This window comes from Caballeronia sp. LZ003 (genome assembly GCF_031451465.1).
Lineage (GTDB): Bacteria > Pseudomonadota > Gammaproteobacteria > Burkholderiales > Burkholderiaceae > Caballeronia.
In genome coordinates this window covers 2,237,739-2,255,775 of the sequence record NZ_JARUXJ010000001.1, presented here as the reverse complement: position 1 = coordinate 2,255,775, position 18,037 = coordinate 2,237,739, and the positions used below count along the sequence as shown (strand labels likewise).

The 18,037-nt window shown below is 61.8% G+C and carries 17 protein-coding genes and 1 tRNA gene; 13 read left to right on the top strand and 5 right to left on the bottom strand.

Annotation, left to right across the window (positions count from 1 at the left end):
* Positions 1-366: 366 nt before the first annotated feature.
* From QCE79_RS10100 to QCE79_RS10065, 8 genes are all read left to right on the top strand, one after another.
* Positions 367-945 carry a recombinase family protein gene (locus tag QCE79_RS10100; protein ID WP_309843890.1) on the top strand — a complete coding sequence of 193 codons (579 nt, stop codon included), beginning with the start codon at positions 367-369 and terminating at the stop codon, positions 943-945.
* Positions 946-1,127: 182 nt separating this feature from the next.
* Complete coding sequence (locus QCE79_RS10095; RefSeq protein ID WP_309843887.1) at positions 1,128-1,334, top strand: hypothetical protein; 207 nt, start codon at positions 1,128-1,130, stop codon at positions 1,332-1,334.
* Between the two features lie 224 nt (positions 1,335-1,558).
* Complete coding sequence (locus QCE79_RS10090; protein WP_309843885.1) at positions 1,559-2,368, top strand: hypothetical protein; 810 nt, start codon at positions 1,559-1,561, stop codon at positions 2,366-2,368.
* Positions 2,369-2,985: 617 nt separating this feature from the next.
* Positions 2,986-3,618: a hypothetical protein gene (locus QCE79_RS10085; RefSeq protein WP_309843883.1), complete on the top strand. Its 633-nt coding sequence runs from the start codon at positions 2,986-2,988 to the stop codon at positions 3,616-3,618.
* A gap of 83 nt (positions 3,619-3,701) precedes the next feature.
* Positions 3,702-4,184, top strand: coding sequence for a hypothetical protein (locus tag QCE79_RS10080; protein ID WP_309843880.1), 483 nt, complete (start codon positions 3,702-3,704; stop codon positions 4,182-4,184).
* Positions 4,184-4,570: a hypothetical protein gene (locus QCE79_RS10075; RefSeq protein ID WP_309843877.1), complete on the top strand. Its 387-nt coding sequence runs from the start codon at positions 4,184-4,186 to the stop codon at positions 4,568-4,570. Before QCE79_RS10080 ends, QCE79_RS10075 begins: the two co-directional genes overlap by 1 nt.
* The gene (locus QCE79_RS10070) at positions 4,560-5,495 is read left to right on the top strand and encodes a hypothetical protein (protein WP_309843875.1); all 936 of its coding nucleotides are present in this window, start codon (positions 4,560-4,562) and stop codon (positions 5,493-5,495) included. Before QCE79_RS10075 ends, QCE79_RS10070 begins: the two co-directional genes overlap by 11 nt.
* A 142-nt stretch (positions 5,496-5,637) precedes the next feature.
* Entirely contained in the window at positions 5,638-5,922 is a 285-nt protein-coding gene (locus tag QCE79_RS10065) for a hypothetical protein (protein WP_309843874.1), read from the top strand.
* Here the strand turns inward: QCE79_RS10065 and QCE79_RS10060 are convergent.
* From QCE79_RS10060 to QCE79_RS10040, 5 genes are all read right to left on the bottom strand, one after another.
* Positions 5,914-6,918, bottom strand: a complete 1,005-nt coding sequence (locus tag QCE79_RS10060) for a site-specific integrase (RefSeq protein WP_309843871.1) — start codon at positions 6,916-6,918, stop codon at positions 5,914-5,916. The genes QCE79_RS10065 and QCE79_RS10060 overlap by 9 nt on opposite strands.
* A gap of 51 nt (positions 6,919-6,969) precedes the next feature.
* Positions 6,970-7,044, bottom strand: a tRNA-Val gene (locus tag QCE79_RS10055).
* Positions 7,045-7,112: 68 nt separating this feature from the next.
* On the bottom strand, positions 7,113-7,850 hold the full coding sequence (gene dnaQ, locus QCE79_RS10050; RefSeq protein ID WP_309843869.1) for a DNA polymerase III subunit epsilon: 738 nt from the start codon (positions 7,848-7,850) through the stop codon (positions 7,113-7,115).
* Positions 7,851-7,879: 29 nt separating this feature from the next.
* Entirely contained in the window at positions 7,880-8,353 is a 474-nt protein-coding gene (rnhA, locus tag QCE79_RS10045; protein ID WP_244825767.1) for a ribonuclease HI, read from the bottom strand.
* Positions 8,353-9,174, bottom strand: coding sequence for a class I SAM-dependent methyltransferase (locus tag QCE79_RS10040; protein ID WP_244825765.1), 822 nt, complete (start codon positions 9,172-9,174; stop codon positions 8,353-8,355). Before QCE79_RS10040 ends, rnhA begins: the two co-directional genes overlap by 1 nt.
* A 17-nt stretch (positions 9,175-9,191) precedes the next feature.
* Here QCE79_RS10040 and gloB point away from each other — a divergent pair, with 17 nt between their 5' ends.
* The 5 genes from gloB (at position 9,192) to carB (ending at position 17,978) form a co-directional block, all read left to right on the top strand.
* On the top strand, positions 9,192-10,019 hold the full coding sequence (gloB, locus tag QCE79_RS10035) for a hydroxyacylglutathione hydrolase (protein WP_309843865.1): 828 nt from the start codon (positions 9,192-9,194) through the stop codon (positions 10,017-10,019).
* A 159-nt stretch (positions 10,020-10,178) separates the two neighbouring features.
* Entirely contained in the window at positions 10,179-11,825 is a 1,647-nt protein-coding gene (locus tag QCE79_RS10030; RefSeq protein WP_309843863.1) for a transglycosylase SLT domain-containing protein, read from the top strand.
* A gap of 108 nt (positions 11,826-11,933) precedes the next feature.
* Complete coding sequence (locus QCE79_RS10025; protein WP_244825759.1) at positions 11,934-13,166, top strand: nitrate/nitrite transporter; 1,233 nt, start codon at positions 11,934-11,936, stop codon at positions 13,164-13,166.
* Positions 13,167-13,529: 363 nt separating this feature from the next.
* Positions 13,530-14,672 carry a glutamine-hydrolyzing carbamoyl-phosphate synthase small subunit gene (gene carA / locus QCE79_RS10020; protein ID WP_244825757.1) on the top strand — a complete coding sequence of 381 codons (1,143 nt, stop codon included), beginning with the start codon at positions 13,530-13,532 and terminating at the stop codon, positions 14,670-14,672.
* Positions 14,673-14,723: 51 nt separating this feature from the next.
* Entirely contained in the window at positions 14,724-17,978 is a 3,255-nt protein-coding gene (carB, locus tag QCE79_RS10015; protein WP_250526048.1) for a carbamoyl-phosphate synthase large subunit, read from the top strand.
* The last annotated feature ends 59 nt before the right edge of the window (positions 17,979-18,037 follow it).

The window sequence follows — 18,037 nt, the reverse complement described above, 5'->3', positions numbered from 1 at the left end:
GCCGCAGGATAACAGACCGGACCGAATTTTGCCCTGCTAATCCGTGAGGTGCGCGCCGCCGCGTGCCGCCCCGGATTCCCCCGTGTGGCCCTCCTTCGATTGCTCACCAGGAAGTGCGGGGAGTGGGAGGCGAGCGCGCTGAGAGGCGCTATGACGGGCAGGGTGCATTGCTGGTCGCTTGGTTGCGGCGAGCAGCACAAGGCCCTCAGCAAAGCTGTGCGCGAGCCGCAGGGCTATCTAGCAGGCGGATAGAAAACGTTCGTTATACACCCACGCTCAACGGGGCCGCATACGCGGTAAGAAACACCTTGCATCGGGTTTCTATCCATGTCATTATTCTTACCACGTTATCTATCCGGGGCGATCATGTCACGCATCTTCCTTTACAGCCGAGTATCCACGCAGGATCAGGACACCACGAATCAGGTACTAGAAGCAGAGCGGGCCGGGTTCGCTATTGCCAAGGGACGCATTGTCGAGGAGACCGTGAGCGGCACCGTGCCCGCGATGGGGCGCGCAGGCTTCGCTGCGCTGGTCGAGCACAAGCTAGAGGAGGGTGACACGCTGGTGGTGACGAAGCTCGACCGTCTGGGCCGGAATACGGCGGACGTGCTGGCGACGGTCGAGCGCCTGCATGCCAAAGGTGTGCGCTTGCATTGCCTCGCCATTCCGGGAACCGACCTGACGAGTCCTGCGGGGAAGTTCACGCTTACCGTGCTGGCAGCCGTCTCGCAGTTAGAGCGTGATCTGTTGGTAGAGCGGACGCACGCGGGGCTGGAGCGGGCACGCGCCGAGGGCCGGGTCGGCGGCAGACCCGAGCGATTCACGCCCGCGCAAAAGCAGGAGATACGGGCACGGCTGGAGGCCGGGGCTACGGCGCGGGGTCTAGCCAAGGAGTACGGCACCACGCACGTAACCATCTTGAAGGCGGCACAGGCGGCGTAGTCCGCAGGTAACACGTCAGCACGCGGGGCCAGTCTGGAGCGATCCGGCTGGCCCTTTTAGACACTAGCTGACACAACCATGTAGCTATTTCAGCCGCGCCCGTCTGGCTATCGGAGAGTAAGCCGATGAGGCACATAGCTATTTCGGTTGCCTTACCGACACAACCATCGAACGGAGGACGCATGCGGAACGCAGTTCACCCACTGGAGCACAACACAGCCGAGGCGGAATATCTTGCGCGGCAGAGCAGCAACGGCGCAGCGGCGTACCGCCGTGCCGTCGAGGCAACCACGGGCCACCTTCCCACATGGGCCAAGCGCAGCAGGGCGGGCCGCAAGAAGCGATTCAACGAGGACGCGGCGCTGGAGGCCGGAGCACTCGACCTGTAACAGCCGTCAGCTTCTGGCAACGGCCTGCGATTGCAGGCGAGCGTATGCCCACGCGTTCGCCCTGCGTCCCTGCACGGCACACTCGTAGGCACCCTTTCGGGAACATTCGGCTTACTCTACTTCCTCTAAAGAGTAAGCAAGGAAAGGGGAACAATTTCCATAACAAATCGCTGGAACCCAATACTGACAAGGGTTTCGCGGAATCGAGCGAGGGGAACTTTTCATTGACCGATACGAACCAGAATTCTCTGCTGTCCCCCGAGCAGCTAAAGAAAATTTCCGCAGCGGCCGCCGAGCGCGAAGCGCGAGCGAAAGCCGCAATGACGGAGGAGTGTCGGCGCATGGCTGCGAAGGCCATCAATGCCTTTGCCAAGGAACACTGCCAGTACCTTCGGGACCGGTACGGTGCCGATCTCCAGCCGTCCAAGGTGTTCGTTGCGTTGAAGAAGCCGAAGGCATACTACGACGCGATCTTCGAGGCGGCGGCGCTCATGAAGAATGATTCGTACCTACTCGACAGGACGGTCAAGGGCACGATAGCTGAACTATTCCCCGAGGCTGCGCGACGTGCTGGCTATAAGGAACACATCCCGGATAGTGCTTGGTATAACGAGTTCAGCCCGTCCCTACAGAAGAGAATCAACAAGCTACTTGACGAGTACGGTGCTACAGACGAGTGCAGCAGCCTTTCCAAGGTGCGAGCCCTGATTCGAGCAGGCCGGAAGCCGAAAGGCAATGCCGACGCTGTAACCGGGGACGATCTCCCGATGGGCCGGTTTCATTTCAATGGCGACGGCACGGTGTGCTGGTTCGGTAACGAGCTAACGATTCAACGCAAGGGCGCAAGCGGGACGCGGTACGTCAAGGCTGGTGGGAAGCTCGTCAACATCGTTAAGGCTTTGGAGCGCGCTGGCGTTACTCGGGCTACGCTCGACCTATGGGAGAAGAATGCCGAGGCGGCGTATAAGCGACGGCGGGAAGCCGAGGCCGTACATGATGAGAACCTGCGCGAGTGGGGGACCAAGTATGACTGAGCGGCACCTCGGTCCGCACTACGATCCCCGTTTCACCTTGCACGGCAGGCAACCCCGAGGTAAGTATCTGACGCGACAGCAGCGCGACCTATGCGAGCGCGATCCAGCCTTTGCCGAGGCACTTCGCCAGCGTGTCGCGAACCCCGACCGGTGGGAAGCGTTCATTGCTCGGCGGGCGTGGTACATGGGCCGCGTCTGTGCCCGGTGCGGTAGTCAGCGGCGGCGCGTCCGCAGCAACGATTGTTACGACTGCCTGCTGTCCACCAATCGCAATGATTGGTCCCTGATCCTCTCCGGTATCGGCCCTCCTGCGAAACACTCGCGGGCTGGCTATCTCGACCGGCTGGAGCGAGCGAAGCGGGAGCGGGCAGGCGAGTGCGAGACGTATACCTGCGGCGCGTTCACAGCCTCGCAGTTCCCCTCGGGCAGGCTTGCCCTTGTCTCGGTAGCCCATCACATCAACCAACCCGACCTAAGCCGTCTGGATGGCTCGCAGGTATACCGCCTGTGCGAGCAGTACCCCGAGGTGCTAGAGATTATGCGGTGGGCGGGATGGACTGACTGAGGCAGTACCCGATCCGGTGCAATCACAACCAATAAATAAAGGACTACAAACTATGAATCGCAATTTCCGAGTCGCCAGTGGCGCAACGCGTGACGTGCCGCCGTATGCAATCAAAACGGACGGGACGGTGGTGAACCTGTACGCCGATCCTAACGCGTACCTCGCAACCATCGGTCTGCGTGCATCCGGTCCCGTGACCGTTGAGCAGGCACGCTTGGCCGTGCATGAAATGATCTCGGCCATGTCTCGGGCTAACAGCCCCTCGGCGCAATACAACACGGCGTCGTCATTCAGCGTGACGGACGGGAACGCGCCGCCCGCCTCTCGTACGGTACGAATCACCATGACCCACATTGACCCGTCCATCCGGTACGCGAACGCCACGGGCGACCTGTCGCCGCTTGGCGGCTTCACGGACATCGTGACGGACGGGGCGCGGGTCGGTATCGACGCAACCGGGCAGGGGAACAGTGACGCGTTCAATGCGGGCGCAGTACACCTCGGCTACGGGCAGGACCACATTCACGACGCGGGGCGGGGCTATGGCGTTACCGGCATGTCGCGGGGCTTTGGCGGGCTGGCAGCGGCCAAGGCGGAATTACAGCAGCGTGACGCCGCCGCGCAGGCATGGGGCCGTGAGCGAGCAGCAGAGAACGCCACCACGGGCAACGTAATCGAGCGATAACGGCTCGTTAGCCTCGACCAACGCAAACCGCTGTAGAGCCTCTACGCAGGCCGCAGCGGCATCACCAATTCAAAGGAACAGCTATGAGCACGAACGTAAAGAGCATGAACGGAGATCAACTGCGCGACGCCATCCGACAAGCGGAGCAGGATGTGGCAGTGTACGAGCGATTGAAGGCAGCAAAGAACCGGCTGGCCGAATTGCAGATCGAGCAGCAGGCCCGCGCCGCTGCCGCTGCGCAGGCAGGGGCGGCAGCAGCCGAGGCCGCCATAGCCCAGTGGGAAGTGCGCAGCATCGGACTGACGCACGGCGGACGGGAGCAGGGAAGCAAGGTGACGGCGGCGCATCGGGTGACGGCATGGAATCGGCGTGATAGCCGCGAGGTTATCCAGCCCCTCGACAATTGCGACCGCTCGCTGGAGCAAGCTATCCTGCGCGCACCGGAGAAACTGCCCGCGTACATCCTCGCATTGGCCGACACGCCGCAGGCGGCATTCGAGAGGTGGTGTCTCGCTCGCCGCCGTGGCTTCCTGTCCACGGACGCATCCGCTATCAAGGTGCTTTGATGGATCGCCTAGCTAAGGCCCGCGCCCTGCGGGAGCTTCGTGCTGACCTGCGCGACGCTGACGCGCTCATGCGCAGCAGGATCGCATACGCGGACGCCATCAAGGGTATGACATGCGAGGGAGTCATGGAGGCGTGGGACGGCCCGCTTGAGCCGTGGCAGCGGAAATTGGTCGCAATCCACGCGCTGCGCGTCGATCCCGTGCTGCGGCTTGAATGGTGTCTGCAACGTGAGGGGCATCAGGTTGAAACGCCGCCGAGCGAGACGATTCTCGCACTGGCCGAGGCGATGGCCTACGAAGCCCCGCGCCGGATGAACGCGATGGCCGTGTCCGCTGACCTGTTGACCCTGAAGCACAAGGAGGTAAGGAGGAAAGATGGGTGCTAATGGTTGGGCAGCACTGGCTGGCGGTATCGCTGGCTTCATGAATACGTGGCTGTCTGCGTATGCGCAGAAGGCTGCGGACGACGCGCAGGGGATGATCGACAACGCGAACACGTATTCGCAGAACACGATCAACCAAGCGAACGCCGACGCAGCCAATGCGGTGCGCGCAGCCAACAACGGCTTTGCTGTCGCGCAGGCGTCGTTGTCGAACCTCACTCGCAGCATCAGCAACCAGTCGAAGCTGGAAGCGGGTGGCAAGGCCGAGGACGCGATCACGACGAACATCCTGCGGCTTCAGGATCAGGCCGTACACGGCACGTTGGAGAACCAGCTTCGCTCTGCCGAGCAGCTTGGCGCAGTGCGCGCACAGGCCGCTGCGGCGGGCGTGGGCGGCTCGACGGCGCGGATGCTTCAAAACGCCATGCAACTCACGGCGGCGCGTGCGCAGACGACGACGGACCAGAACACGCAGTACCAGACGTACGACATGCTTCAGCAACGTGCGGGTCTCGTGTCGAACAAGATCATGTCGCTGGACGAAGGGCAGACCTTCGCACCCATCGACTACAACATCAACGTCGCGCCGCTCGTGCAGTCGCCGCTGCGTGCAGGGCAGTTCAGTCTCAGCGTCATGTCGCAGGCGTGGCTCGGCGCTGCGAACGGTGCGATGGGGCAGTTGAACCTCGCATCGAATACCGGCCCGAAGTCGGATACCGGCACGGGGATCACGGGCGGCATCGGCAACACGCCGGGTTACTCGTCGGCTGCAACGCTGTTCGGCCCGAGCACTTTCCAGTACAAGGCACCGACCGGCTACAGCGGAGGCGGAAATACCTACGGCTTTACCACTGGCCTCGGCGGCGGCACCAACGGGTTCTTCTCGACGGGATCGAGCAGCAAGATCGCGGACTATCAACTCCGCTAAGGTGCGATCACTGCCGTTTTGGGTACAGCGAAATTTGTTGACCCGCGTATACAGCCGCTCGTAAACTTCCCATGTCGCGCAAACAACCGCGACGCGAGCTTGGCCGATTGTCGGCGAGAGCAGAACCACTAAGGACCGCACCATGACGCAGCGTATCGCCCTCACTATTCCCCTTTCCCGCATCGACGGCAAGCCTGATAACGGCGCGCTCTATGTGATTGCCACGATTGTAGAGCGCGGCTTTCGGTGCATTTCCGCCGAAGTCTCGGAGCTTGCGCATGGGGCCGGGATCGAGCGGACCTTGCGCTTGGTATGCGCGCCCCCGCATCGTGACCGGGCGCGCTGGATTTCGGCATTGGCTCGTGCGTTGCAGGTGTTGAGCGCGGACGCCGACATTGACGAGGCCCGCGCCCTCGCCTCAGCCTAGTTTCTTTGCCAGTTCGGATGCTTGTAGGTGGGTGTATCGTGCGAGCATGGCCTGCGTTTTGTGCCCGGTCACGGACGCCACCTCTACAGGATTGAGTCCGAGTTCGAATAGACGTGACGTGGCCTCATGCCGCGTATCGTGGAACCGGAAGTCGGATAACCCGGCCCGGTTCCTCGCCCGCTTGAATGCCAGCTTGACGGCTTCGCGAGTCACGCCGAGAAACACTGGCCCGGACAGCGGCCCGATCCGCGCCCCTTTCAGTGATTCGAAGACGACAACGCATCGACTCGACAGCGGCACGCCCCGCATCGTTAATGTCTTGGTTGCCGCAGCGGGTAGGATCGCTACTCGCTTTTGCAGGTCTATGTTCTCCCACATCAGCGTACGCACTTCGGACTGGCGCATCCCGGTATGGATTGCTAACTCCACGAGGGGCGCGAGCCACCATGAGCGGGCCTGTCGGCATGCGTGCAGCAGAAGCGATTGCTCGGCGGGCGATAGCCGCCGCGTGCGACCGGGGTTTGACCGTGGGCGGCGCACGTCTGATACAGGATTCGAGGGGAGTGCAACGTCCCAATCCTTGCGCGCTACCTCGATCACATGGTGGATGAGGTTCATTTCCCGGTTGACCGTGGACCCTGAGACAGTCAGGAGTCTCCGGTCGCGCCACGCCGAGATAACGGACGGCTTGAGTGTAGCGAGCGAGTACGCGGCCAGTGGGTCGCGCTGCATTGCTGCGAGCCGCACGCGCTCCTCTGCTGCCCCGCGCTTCGTCGGGGATACCTCAGCGGCATAACGGGCGAACGCATCGCCAAGCAACATCTGGCGTGCGGCGGATGTATCAACGAAACAGGACCGCGACATTGCCGCCTCGGTTTCAGTAATCCACCGTTGCGCGTCGGTCTTGGTAATGAACGTTCGGGATTGGGCCGGGTAGCCCTTGCGCCTGACCTTGGCCGTGTATGCGCCGTTGGGTCGGACTTGGATAGTGCCCATCGTCAGTGTCTCCAAAACGTCTCGAAGACAACGACGACGGACCCTAGATGCTGGTGGGTAGTACTGGGATCGAACCAGTGACCCCTGCCGTGTGAAGGCAGTGCTCTACCGCTGAGCTAACCACCCGAAGAGATTGAGATTATCTCAGAACGTTCTCGATTCGTAAAGCTCTTCTTTGAACAAATTCGAAAAAATTACGCGGCGAGCGTATCGCTAACCGCGGGCGCGGGTTCCGTGCGCCACACGCTCGTGCCTTTGATCGCTCGGTCGAGGTCGGAGAGCACGGCTTCATGCGCCGCGAGCTCGTCCGCGCTTGCCGCGATGACCGTGAGATCGAGGTCGTCGAGCGCGATAAGCGGCGTGCCTGTCGTGCCTTGCGAGGGCTGGTCGCCGAGCATGTCGATGACGAGGCTTTCCTGACCGCGCGTCATCGCCAAATAGACTTCCGCGAGCAACTCCGAGTCGAGCAACGCGCCATGCAGCGTGCGGTGCGCGTTGCTGATGCCGAAGCGGTCGCAGAGCGCATCGAGCGAGTTCCGTTTGCCGGGGAACATCTGCTTGGCTTGCGCGAGCGAGTCGATCACGCCGGCGCACATCGTCGACACTTTTGGCAAGCCGAGTAGCGCGAACTCCATGTCGAGAAAGCCGACGTCGAACGGCGCGTTATGAATGATCAACTCCGCGCCGCTGATGAAGTCGCGCAACTGCGCGGCAATCTCAGTGAACTTCGGTTTGTCGCGCAGGAACTCCGTCGTCAGGCCGTGCACCGCGAGCGCGCCCGGGTCGCTGTCACGTTCGGGGTTCACGTACAAATGCAGGTTGTTACCCGTAAGCCTGCGATTGACCAGTTCGACGCAGCCGATTTCGATGATTCGGTCGCCCGTGCGAGCGTTCAGGCCGGTGGTTTCGGTGTCCAGTATCAGTTGGCGCATGAGATGTGTGTCGTTGGTTCGTGCATGTTTCAGCTATCGGCGAGCGAGCTCACGCCGCGATTGGCGAGCGCATCGGCGCGTTCGTTTTCGGGATGCCCGGCGTGCCCCTTGACCCAGCGCCATTCGATCTGATGTTGCGCGACGAGGGCATCCAGCCGCTTCCACAAATCGGCGTTCTTGACGGGCGTCTTCGCTGCCGTCATCCAGTTTTTCTTCTTCCAGCCGTGAATCCATTCGCTGATGCCTTTCTGCACGTATTGCGAGTCGGTATGGATCACGGCCTGACAGGGCCGCTTCAAGGCTTCGAGCGCGGCGATCACCGCCATCAGTTCCATGCGGTTGTTGGTGGTCGCGGCTTCGCCGCCGAACAGTTCCTTTTCGAGCGAGCCGAAGCGGAGCAGGGCGCCCCAGCCGCCGGGGCCCGGATTGCCCTTGCACGCGCCGTCCGTGTAAATGTCGATGATTTTGTTCGATGCGTTCGTCGATGCGGATTCGTCAGTCATCAATGCTCGTTGCGAGTGTGCGGTGCGGCGACTGGTGCAAGGCCAGGCGCGAGCGCGGGTTTCTTCAGTTTGCGCGGGCCGATGAGCCGCATGCCGCGCACGCGTTTCACCGCCGTGATCATGTACGCCGCGCCGAAGATGGGCCACCAGCGGTCGCCGGCGGGTTCCATGAATTGATAGCGTTGCAGCCACTTGTCCGTGACGAGCGGGGGACGATAGCAGCCGAAGCGTCCGCGTTCAAGGTCGAATCCAAGCAATTTGATCCAGTCTTTGATGCGCGTGAACGCGATCATCTCGTGCGCCGCCGGCACGAACGGCCGTCCCGTGACCTTGCCGAACGACTGGCGCGCGCCCCACAGACTCAAGGAGTTGAAGCCAAGGATGATGAGCTGGCCTTCAGGCACGAGCACGCGCTCGGCTTCACGCAGAAGCCTGTGCGGATCGCGCGAAAATTCGAGCGTATGCGGCAGCACGAGCAAATCGACGCTCTGCGCTTCGAAAGGCAAGTCGAGCAAATCGCACCAGACCGTGGCGCGGCCTTCTGGCGCGCTCGCGGCAGGCAACGGACTCACGCTGCGCGAGGCCGCTTGCGGCATCGTGTATGGCGCGCTCGCGCCGCTTTCCGCGTCGAGCACGAGCCCGCGGCCGGTCATGCGATTTTCGCGCAGCGCGTCGAGTTGCGGCATGCCAAGCTGAAGCGCGTGATAGCCGAAGATGTCGGATACTACGCGATCGAGCTGCGCTTGTTCCCACTCGAGCACATAACGTCCGGGTGCGGAGCTTGTCCAGGCGGGCCAGTCTATAATCACTCGGTCTGACATGTTGGGGTTGCCGCTAGATGATCGCTATGGATTCGCATGCTAAGGGTTCGCTCGAATACGTTCCGGTTCCGGCGTTCGAGGACAACTACATCTGGCTCGTGTCGGACTCGCGCGACGCGGTCGTGATCGATCCGGGCGACGCCGCGCCCGTCGAGGCGTATCTCGCCGAACGCGGTTGGCGGCTGACCGCTATTTTACTCACGCACCATCATCAAGACCACGTCGGCGGCGTCAAAGCACTGCTCGATAGCCGAACGGCAGAGGGTGGCGTGCCGGTCTACGGACCGGCCGGCGAGCGCATCGAGCATTTGACTGCGCGCCTATCCGAAGGCGATATCGTGCGCGTGGACCAGCCTGCCCTGGAGTTTCGCGTCCTCGATGTACCTGGCCATACGGCCGGTCACATCGCGTACTTTCAGGCACATGACCCGCGTGGCACACCGCATCTCTTTTGCGGCGACACGCTTTTTGCAAGCGGCTGTGGCCGGCTTTTCGAGGGCACGCCGCAGCAGATGCTCGCCTCGCTCGATTCGCTCGCCTCGCTGCCTGACGAAACGCTAGTGCACTGCGCCCACGAATACACGCTTTCGAACATCCGCTTTGCGCGCGCATGCGAACCGGACAGCGCGGCGCTTACGCGCTGGAACGACGACGCCATCGCGTTGCGAGCGGCCGGCAAGCCCACGCTGCCGACGACCATCGGCCACGAGAAGTGCGTCAACCCCTTTCTGCGCGTGGACGACAAGGCCATTCAGGCAACACTTTCCACTCAGTTCGGACAGCCGATTTCCGACCGCCTCGACGCATTTCGCGTGATGCGCGGCTGGAAAGATAAGTTCCGCTGATGTCTCATAATTAGGGCGAACTTAATCCGAAACTTTGGAAACGCCGATAGATGCAGGATTTTGCAGGGGAATTACGTGCATTCTTATTGACGTTGCAAGTGCGGTTCCGTACCATCGGCTTCAAATTTCCAAGCGTCTTCTTTGGAAGCCGGAACGTTCATGCGACTAACACTTAGTGCGCTATCCGTCCTGACACTGGCCGCGTGTGCCAGTCAAGGTCCGACAGCGCTCACCTCCAATACCACAGCAACACCCACCGAAGCCTCGCAGCAAAAGGTCGCGGACACCATTCGCCGCACTGCCGCAGCCAAGGAAACCATTGACGTCGACAAGACGCCTGTCACTTCGCTCGTCGGGTCGTCGGACCTGTGGAACCGCATTCGCGCGGGCTTCCAAATTCCGGATCTCCAAACCGACCTGGTCGACATGCAGGTCAACTGGTACGCGCAGCGCCCAGAGTATGTGGAGCGCATGACTGCGCGCTCGCAGAAGTACCTGTATCACATCGTCGAAGAACTCGAAGCACGTCATATGCCGACGGAACTGGCGCTTCTGCCGTTCATCGAGTCGGCGTATAACCCACAGGCGCTGTCGGTCGCGAAGGCCGCTGGCATGTGGCAGTTCGTGCCGGGTACTGGCCGCGACTACAACCTCAAGCAAAACATGTGGCAGGACGAGCGCCGTGACGTGCTGGCATCGACCAGCGCCGCGCTCGACTATCTCTCGCGTCTGCATGACATGTTCGGCGACTGGCATCTCGCGCTCGCCGCATACAACTGGGGTGAGGGCAATGTGCAGCGCGCCATCGCGCGCAACGAAGCCGCAGGTTTACCGACGGACTACGAAAGCCTGCGCATGCCCAACGAGACGCGCAATTACGTGCCGAAGCTGCAGGCGGTCAAGAATATCGTCAGCAACCCGCAGCAGTATGGCCTTGCGCTGCCCGACATTCCGAATCACCCGTATTTCGTGACGGTCACGACCGCGCGCGACATCGATGTGACCATGGCCGCGAAGTTGGCCAGCATGAGTGTCGAGGAATTCCGCTCGCTGAATCCGTCGTTCTCGAAGCCGGTCATTCTCGGCGCGACCAATCCGCAGATCTTGCTGCCGTTCGACAACGCAGCGACGTTCCAGCGCAATCTGAGTTCGTACACGGGCGCGCTGTCGTCCTGGACGACCTACACGGTGTCCGAGCGTGCGCGTCCGGCCGCTATTGCCGAGAAGATCGGCGTGGATGCGGACACGCTCATGTCGGTGAACCATATTCCGGCTGGCATGCGTCTGAAGCCGGGCTCGACCATCGTCGTGCCGCGTAATGATGACGACGACGAGGACATCAGCGCCGATGTCGCCTCGAACGCCATGCTGGCCGTCGAACGCGACGTGCCCGACACGCGCAAGATGGCCATCCGCGTGCGCCGCAAACAGTCCATCGAGACGCTGGCGGATCGCTACAACGTGTCGGTCGGGCAGATCAGGGCCTGGAACCGCACGCATCGCGAAGTCTTCATGCCGGGGCAAGTCGTTGTTCTGCACGTGCCGTATGGCAAGGCAGTGCCGGCCGAGCCGGGTCCGGTTCGTCTGGAAACCGTTTCGGCGTCGAGCCGTTCGTCGGGCGGCGTGACGAAGATCGGTACGCGCGCTCCGGTTGCCAAGAACGCATCGGCGAAGGCCACGACGCATTCGGCGACGAAATACACGAAGGTTTCGAGTTCCAGCAAGTCCTACACAGCGAAGCCGGCCGTCGCCAAAACCGCCACATCCGCCAAACGGGCTACCACGAAGAAGACCACGAAACACTAAGCATCGCGCTTCTCGGTTTATTCCACGCCGTCACCAAGGTGACGGCGTTTTCTTTTGGTGCGCCAGTTAAACTGGCATTTCAAAAAAACAATGAAGCGCTCGCATCGCATGTCGTCCTCAGTTCGTCTTCGCGTCTTTTTCCTGTTCGCCGCCGGGTATTTCGTCTCGTACTTGTTCCGGGGCGTGAATCTCGGCTTCGCGCCGCTGATCACGCACGACCTCGGTTTGTCGGCGGCAGACCTGGGTCTGCTGACTTCGCTTTACTTCATAGGCTTTGCGCTCGCGCAGATTCCGGTCGGCGTGCTGCTCGATCACTTCGGGCCGCGCACGGTGACGGCCGGCATGCTGGTTTTCGCGGCGGTTGGAATCTGGGTTTTCGGGGCGTCGCAAGGATTGGCCGGGCTGATGGTGGGGCGGCTTTTGATCGGCGTCGGTGTTTCGGTCTGTCTGAGCGCAGCGTTCAAGGCGTCGGCGCAGCATTTCCCTGTCGCGCGACTGCCGCTCGTCAATGGCTTCACGATGGCCGTTGGCGGTCTCGGCGGCGTCGCGGTCGGCTCGCCGCTCGCATCGCTTCTGCAGGTTGCCAACTGGCGGCAAGTTTGCGTCGGACTCGGCGTGTTCACGCTGATCGTGTCCGCGGCCATCCTGCTGTTTGCACCGCGCAAGAGCGACGCGCGCCATCAGGCCGACATCGTCACGCAGTTCAAAGGCACCTGGCACATCTTGAAGAGCGGCGCGTTCTGGAAGATCGCGTCGTTTTCCGTCGTCACGCAGGGCGTGTTTTACGCGATGCAATCCCTGTGGATCAAGCCCTATCTCCTCGACGTGATGGACCTCACGCCTGCCCACGCCTCCGCGCTCGTCTCGGTGCTCGGCCTCGCGATGATGTTCGGCAGCGTCGGCTTCGGCGCGGCAGCGCGCGGTATCGAGCGGCGCGGCATATCGGTTTATGCGTTCTGCGGCGGCGGCATGGTGTTGTTCGTCATCACGCAAATTCTCATGGTGCTGCGCGCGCCGTTGCCGCCGGCGGTGCTGCTCGCGGCGTATGGCATTTTCGGCGGCACGGGCATTCTGAGTTACGCGATCATGGCGGAATACTTCCCGTCGCACATGATTGGCCGCACCAATACGACTCTCACGCTCGTCATTTTCTTGCTCATCTTTGGTTTTCAGGTCGGGGTCGGCGCCGCGCTGTCGTTTTGGCCGTCCGTGGGCGGGCGCTATCCCGTGTCGGCGCATCTCACCGTGTGGATTTCGCTCATCGCGCTGCAGGTGGCAAGCGCCGTATGGTATGCGTGGCCGAGCGCCGCGCTCGATAAGGGCAAGCAGGCCGTGCACTGAAGCCGGGCGCGCCGCGTCGGGCGAAAGGCACGTAGCAACAAGCAGACCACTCCCAAATTTGGCTAAAAGACCGCTTTCAAGCTATAATTCGAGGGTTTGAGTATAACAACCCGCACCCTAGCGCCTACCCCCATTCACCGTCGTTCGCTGCGCCTTGCAGTGCGCGCCGCACGCCGCCGATCGCCTGCTTCTTTATCCCGTTGGGTCCAACCAGCGCGTTAATCCAAGCCGCGACGTGCGCCTGACGAGCCGCCGCTGACAAAAGCGCAAAGGATATCCCCGTTCATCGCAATGAACGCCGGGAACCAAGCCTGAATTTCGGACAGACAGGTCGGTAACAGGGTGTCCCCCAAGGAGCCTTCCGTGTTGCCGTCATTCTCCCCAGCACTACTCGCACTTGCCGACGGCACGGTCTTTCGTGGTCAATCGATCGGTGCAACCGGCTCGACGATCGGCGAAGTCGTATTCAACACCGCCATCACCGGTTATCAGGAAATCCTGACCGATCCGAGCTACGCCCGCCAGATCGTCACGCTGACCTATCCGCACATCGGCAACGTCGGCGTGAACGCCGAAGATGTCGAAGCCACCAAAGTCCATGCCGCCGGTCTCATCATTCGCGACCTGCCGGTGCTCGCATCCAACTTCCGTTCCGAGCAGTCGCTTTCCGACTATTTGAAGGCCCAAGGCGTCGTCGCGATTTCGGACATCGACACGCGCAAGCTCACGCGAATTCTGCGCGACAAAGGTGCGCAGAACGGCTGCATTCTCGCGGGCAGCGACGACGAAGCAAAGGCGCTCGAACTCGCGCGCTCGTTTCCCGGCCTCGCGGGCATGGATCTGGCAAAAGTCGTGTCGACCGACAAGTCCTATGACTGGACGCAGACCGAATGGCGCCTCGGCAGCGGCTACGGCACGCAGGAAGCCCCGAAGTTTCGCGTCGTGGCGTTCGATTACGGCGTGAAGTACAACATTCTGCGCATGCTCGCCGAGCGCGGTTGCCAGGTCACCGTGCTGCCGGCCCAAGCGAGCGCGGCTGACGCACTCGCGCTCAATCCGGATGGCGTCTTCCTCTCGAACGGCCCCGGCGACCCGGAACCGTGCGACTACGCCATCGCGGCCACGCGTGAGTTCATCGCGCGCGGCATTCCGACCTTCGGCATCTGTCTAGGACACCAGATCATGGGCCTCGCGGTCGGCGCGAAAACCATGAAGATGAAGACCGGCCACCACGGCGCGAATCATCCGGTGAAAGACCTGGAAGACGGCCGCGTGGTCATCACGTCGCAGAACCACGGTTTCGCGGTCGATGCCGACACGCTGCCCGCCAACGCAAAGGTCACGCACGTATCGCTTTTCGACGGCACGCTGCAGGGCTTCGCGCTCACCGACAAGCCCGCGTTCTGCTTCCAGGGTCATCCGGAAGCGTCGCCCGGCCCGCACGACATTGCATATCTGTTCGACCGCTTCATCAAGCTGATGGAGACGCAGAAGGTCACTGCCTGACAGTCGAGAGCACAGAACGGAACACCGCAACACAAAACATCGAGAGCAGTTATGCCGAAGCGCACAGACATCAAGAGCATCCTCATCATCGGCGCGGGTCCGATCATCATCGGCCAGGCGTGCGAGTTCGATTATTCGGGCGCGCAGGCTTGCAAGGCGTTGCGTGAGGAAGGCTACAAGGTCATCCTCGTCAACAGCAATCCCGCGACGATCATGACCGACCCGAACACGGCCGACGTCACTTACATCGAGCCGATCTCGTGGGAAGTGGTCGAGCGCATCATCGCGAAGGAGCGGCCGGATGCGATCTTGCCGACCATGGGCGGACAGACCGCGCTCAATTGCGCGCTCGATCTGTTCCATCACGGCGTGCTGGAAAAGTACGACGTCGAGCTGATCGGCGCATCGCCGGAAGCCATCGACAAGGCCGAAGACCGCCAGAAGTTCAAGGACGCGATGACCAAGATCGGTCTCGGTTCAGCCAAGTCTGGAATCGCGCATTCCATGGAAGAAGCGCTGACCGTGCAGGCGCAAATCGCCGAGGCCACTGGCAGCGGCGGCTATCCGACCGTGATTCGCCCGTCGTTCACGCTGGGTGGTTCGGGCGGCGGCATCGCGTATAACAAGGAAGAGTTCGAGGAAATTTGCCGGCGCGGTCTCGATCTTTCGCCGACGCGCGAACTGCTGATCGAAGAATCGCTTCTCGGCTGGAAAGAGTACGAGATGGAAGTTGTCCGCGACAAGAAGGACAACTGCATCATCGTGTGTTCGATCGAAAACCTCGATCCCATGGGCGTGCATACCGGCGACTCGATCACCGTCGCGCCCGCGCAGACGCTGACCGACAAGGAGTATCAGGTTCTGCGTAACGCGTCGCTTGCCGTGTTGCGCGAAATCGGCGTCGACACAGGCGGCTCGAACGTGCAGTTCGCGATCAACCCCGACGACGGCCGCATGGTCGTGATCGAGATGAACCCGCGCGTGTCGCGCTCGTCCGCGCTGGCATCGAAGGCAACGGGCTTTCCTATCGCCAAGGTCGCGGCCAAGCTCGCGTGCGGCTATACGCTCGACGAGTTGAAGAACGAGATCACAGGCGGTCAGACGCCGGCGTCGTTCGAGCCGACCATCGACTATGTCGTGACGAAGGTGCCGCGTTTCGCGTTCGAGAAATTCCGCGAAGCCGACTCGCGCCTGACCACGCAGATGAAGTCTGTCGGCGAAGTCATGGCAATGGGCCGCACGTTTCAGGAATCGTTCCAGAAAGCGCTGCGCGGTCTCGAAGTGGGCGTCGACGGTCTGGACGAAAAGACCACGAGCCGCGACGAAGCCATCCGCGAAATCGGCGAGCCGGGACCGGACCGTATCTGGTATCTCGGCGACGCGTTCCGCCTTGGTCTGACGGCTCGGGAAATTTTCGAGGAAACGTCGATCGACCCGTGGTTCCTTGCGCAGATCGAGCAGATCATCCTGAAGGAGAAGGCGCTCGAAGGCCGCACGATCGAAAGCCTCAGCAAGGATGAATTGCTGTATCTGAAGAAGAGCGGTTTTTCCGACCGGCGTCTTGCGAAGCTCACCGGTTCGAAGCAGGAAGACGTGCGCCGCCGTCGTCACGAGTTGAAGGTGCGGCCGGTTTATAAGCGCGTCGATACTTGCGCGGCCGAGTTCGCGACCAAGACGGCGTACATGTATTCGACCTACGAGGACGAGTGCGAAGCGAATCCGACCGACAAGAAGAAGATCATGGTTCTCGGCGGCGGCCCGAACCGGATCGGGCAGGGCATCGAATTCGACTATTGCTGCGTGCACGCCGCGCTCGCCATGCGCGAAGATGGTTACGAAACCATCATGGTCAACTGCAATCCTGAAACGGTTTCGACCGACTACGACACGTCGGATCGTCTGTACTTCGAATCGCTGACGCTCGAAGACGTGCTCGAAATCGTCGAGCTGGAAAAGCCGGTCGGCGTGATCGTGCAGTATGGCGGCCAGACGCCGCTCAAACTCGCGCTCGACCTCGAAGCGAACGGCGTGCCGATCATCGGTACGTCGCCGGACATGATCGATGCCGCCGAGGATCGCGAGCGGTTCCAGCAATTGCTGAAAGATCTGAATCTGCGCCAGCCGCCGAATCGCACCGCGCGCGCCGAAGACGAAGCACTCAGGCTCGCGGAAGAAATCGGTTACCCGCTGGTCGTGCGTCCGTCTTATGTGCTGGGTGGCCGCGCAATGGAAATCGTCCACGAGCCGCGCGATCTCGAACGCTACATGCGCGAGGCCGTGAAGGTATCGAACGACTCGCCGGTGTTGCTCGACCGCTTCCTGAACGACGCGATCGAATGCGATGTGGACTGTATCTCCGATGGCGACGACGTTTTCATTGGCGGCGTGATGGAGCATATCGAACAGGCGGGCGTGCATTCCGGCGACTCGGCTTGCTCGCTGCCGCCTTATTCGCTGGCGCAAGACACCATCGACGAACTGAAGCGGCAAACCGCCGCCATGGCGAAGGCGCTGAACGTGGTCGGCCTGATGAACGTGCAGTTCGCCATCCAGCAAGTTCCGCAAGAAGATGGCTCGAAGAAGGATGTCATCTACGTGCTGGAAGTGAACCCGCGTGCATCGCGCACGGTGCCGTATGTGTCGAAGGCGACGGGCCTGCCGCTCGCGAAAATCGCGGCGCGCGCAATGGTCGGGCAGAAACTCAAGCAGCAAGGCGTGACGAAGGAAGTGATTCCGCCGTACTTCAGCGTGAAGGAAGCGGTGTTCCCGTTCGTCAAGTTCCCGGCGGTCGATCCCGTGCTCGGGCCCGAGATGCGTTCGACGGGCGAGGTGATGGGCGTGGGCCGTACCTTCGGCGAAGCGCTTTTCAAGTCGCAACTCGCGGCGGGTTCGCGTCTGCCGGAATCCGGTACGGTGCTTCTCACCGTGATGGATGCCGACAAGCCAAAGGCCGTCGAAGTCGCGCGCATGCTGCACGAACTCGGCTACCCGATCGTCGCGACCAAGGGGACGGCCGCGGCCATCGCGGCGGCGGGTGTGCCCGTGAAGGTCGTGAACAAGGTGAAGGACGGGCGTCCGCATATCGTCGACATGATCAAGAACGGCGAAATCGCGCTGGTCTTCACCACCGTCGATGAAACGCGCGCGGCCATCGCCGATTCGCGTTCCATCCGTATGAGCGCGCAGGCCAACAAGGTCACGTACTACACGACGATGTCCGGCGCGCGCGCGGCGGTCGAAGGTCTGCGTTATCTGCGCGATTTGGAAGTCTATGATTTACAAGGCCTCCACGCTCGCCTAAACTAAGGCTTCGATTACCGGTCCAAGTATCACGAGCCGCGGTTAAGCGGCGTCTTCTCGTTCTG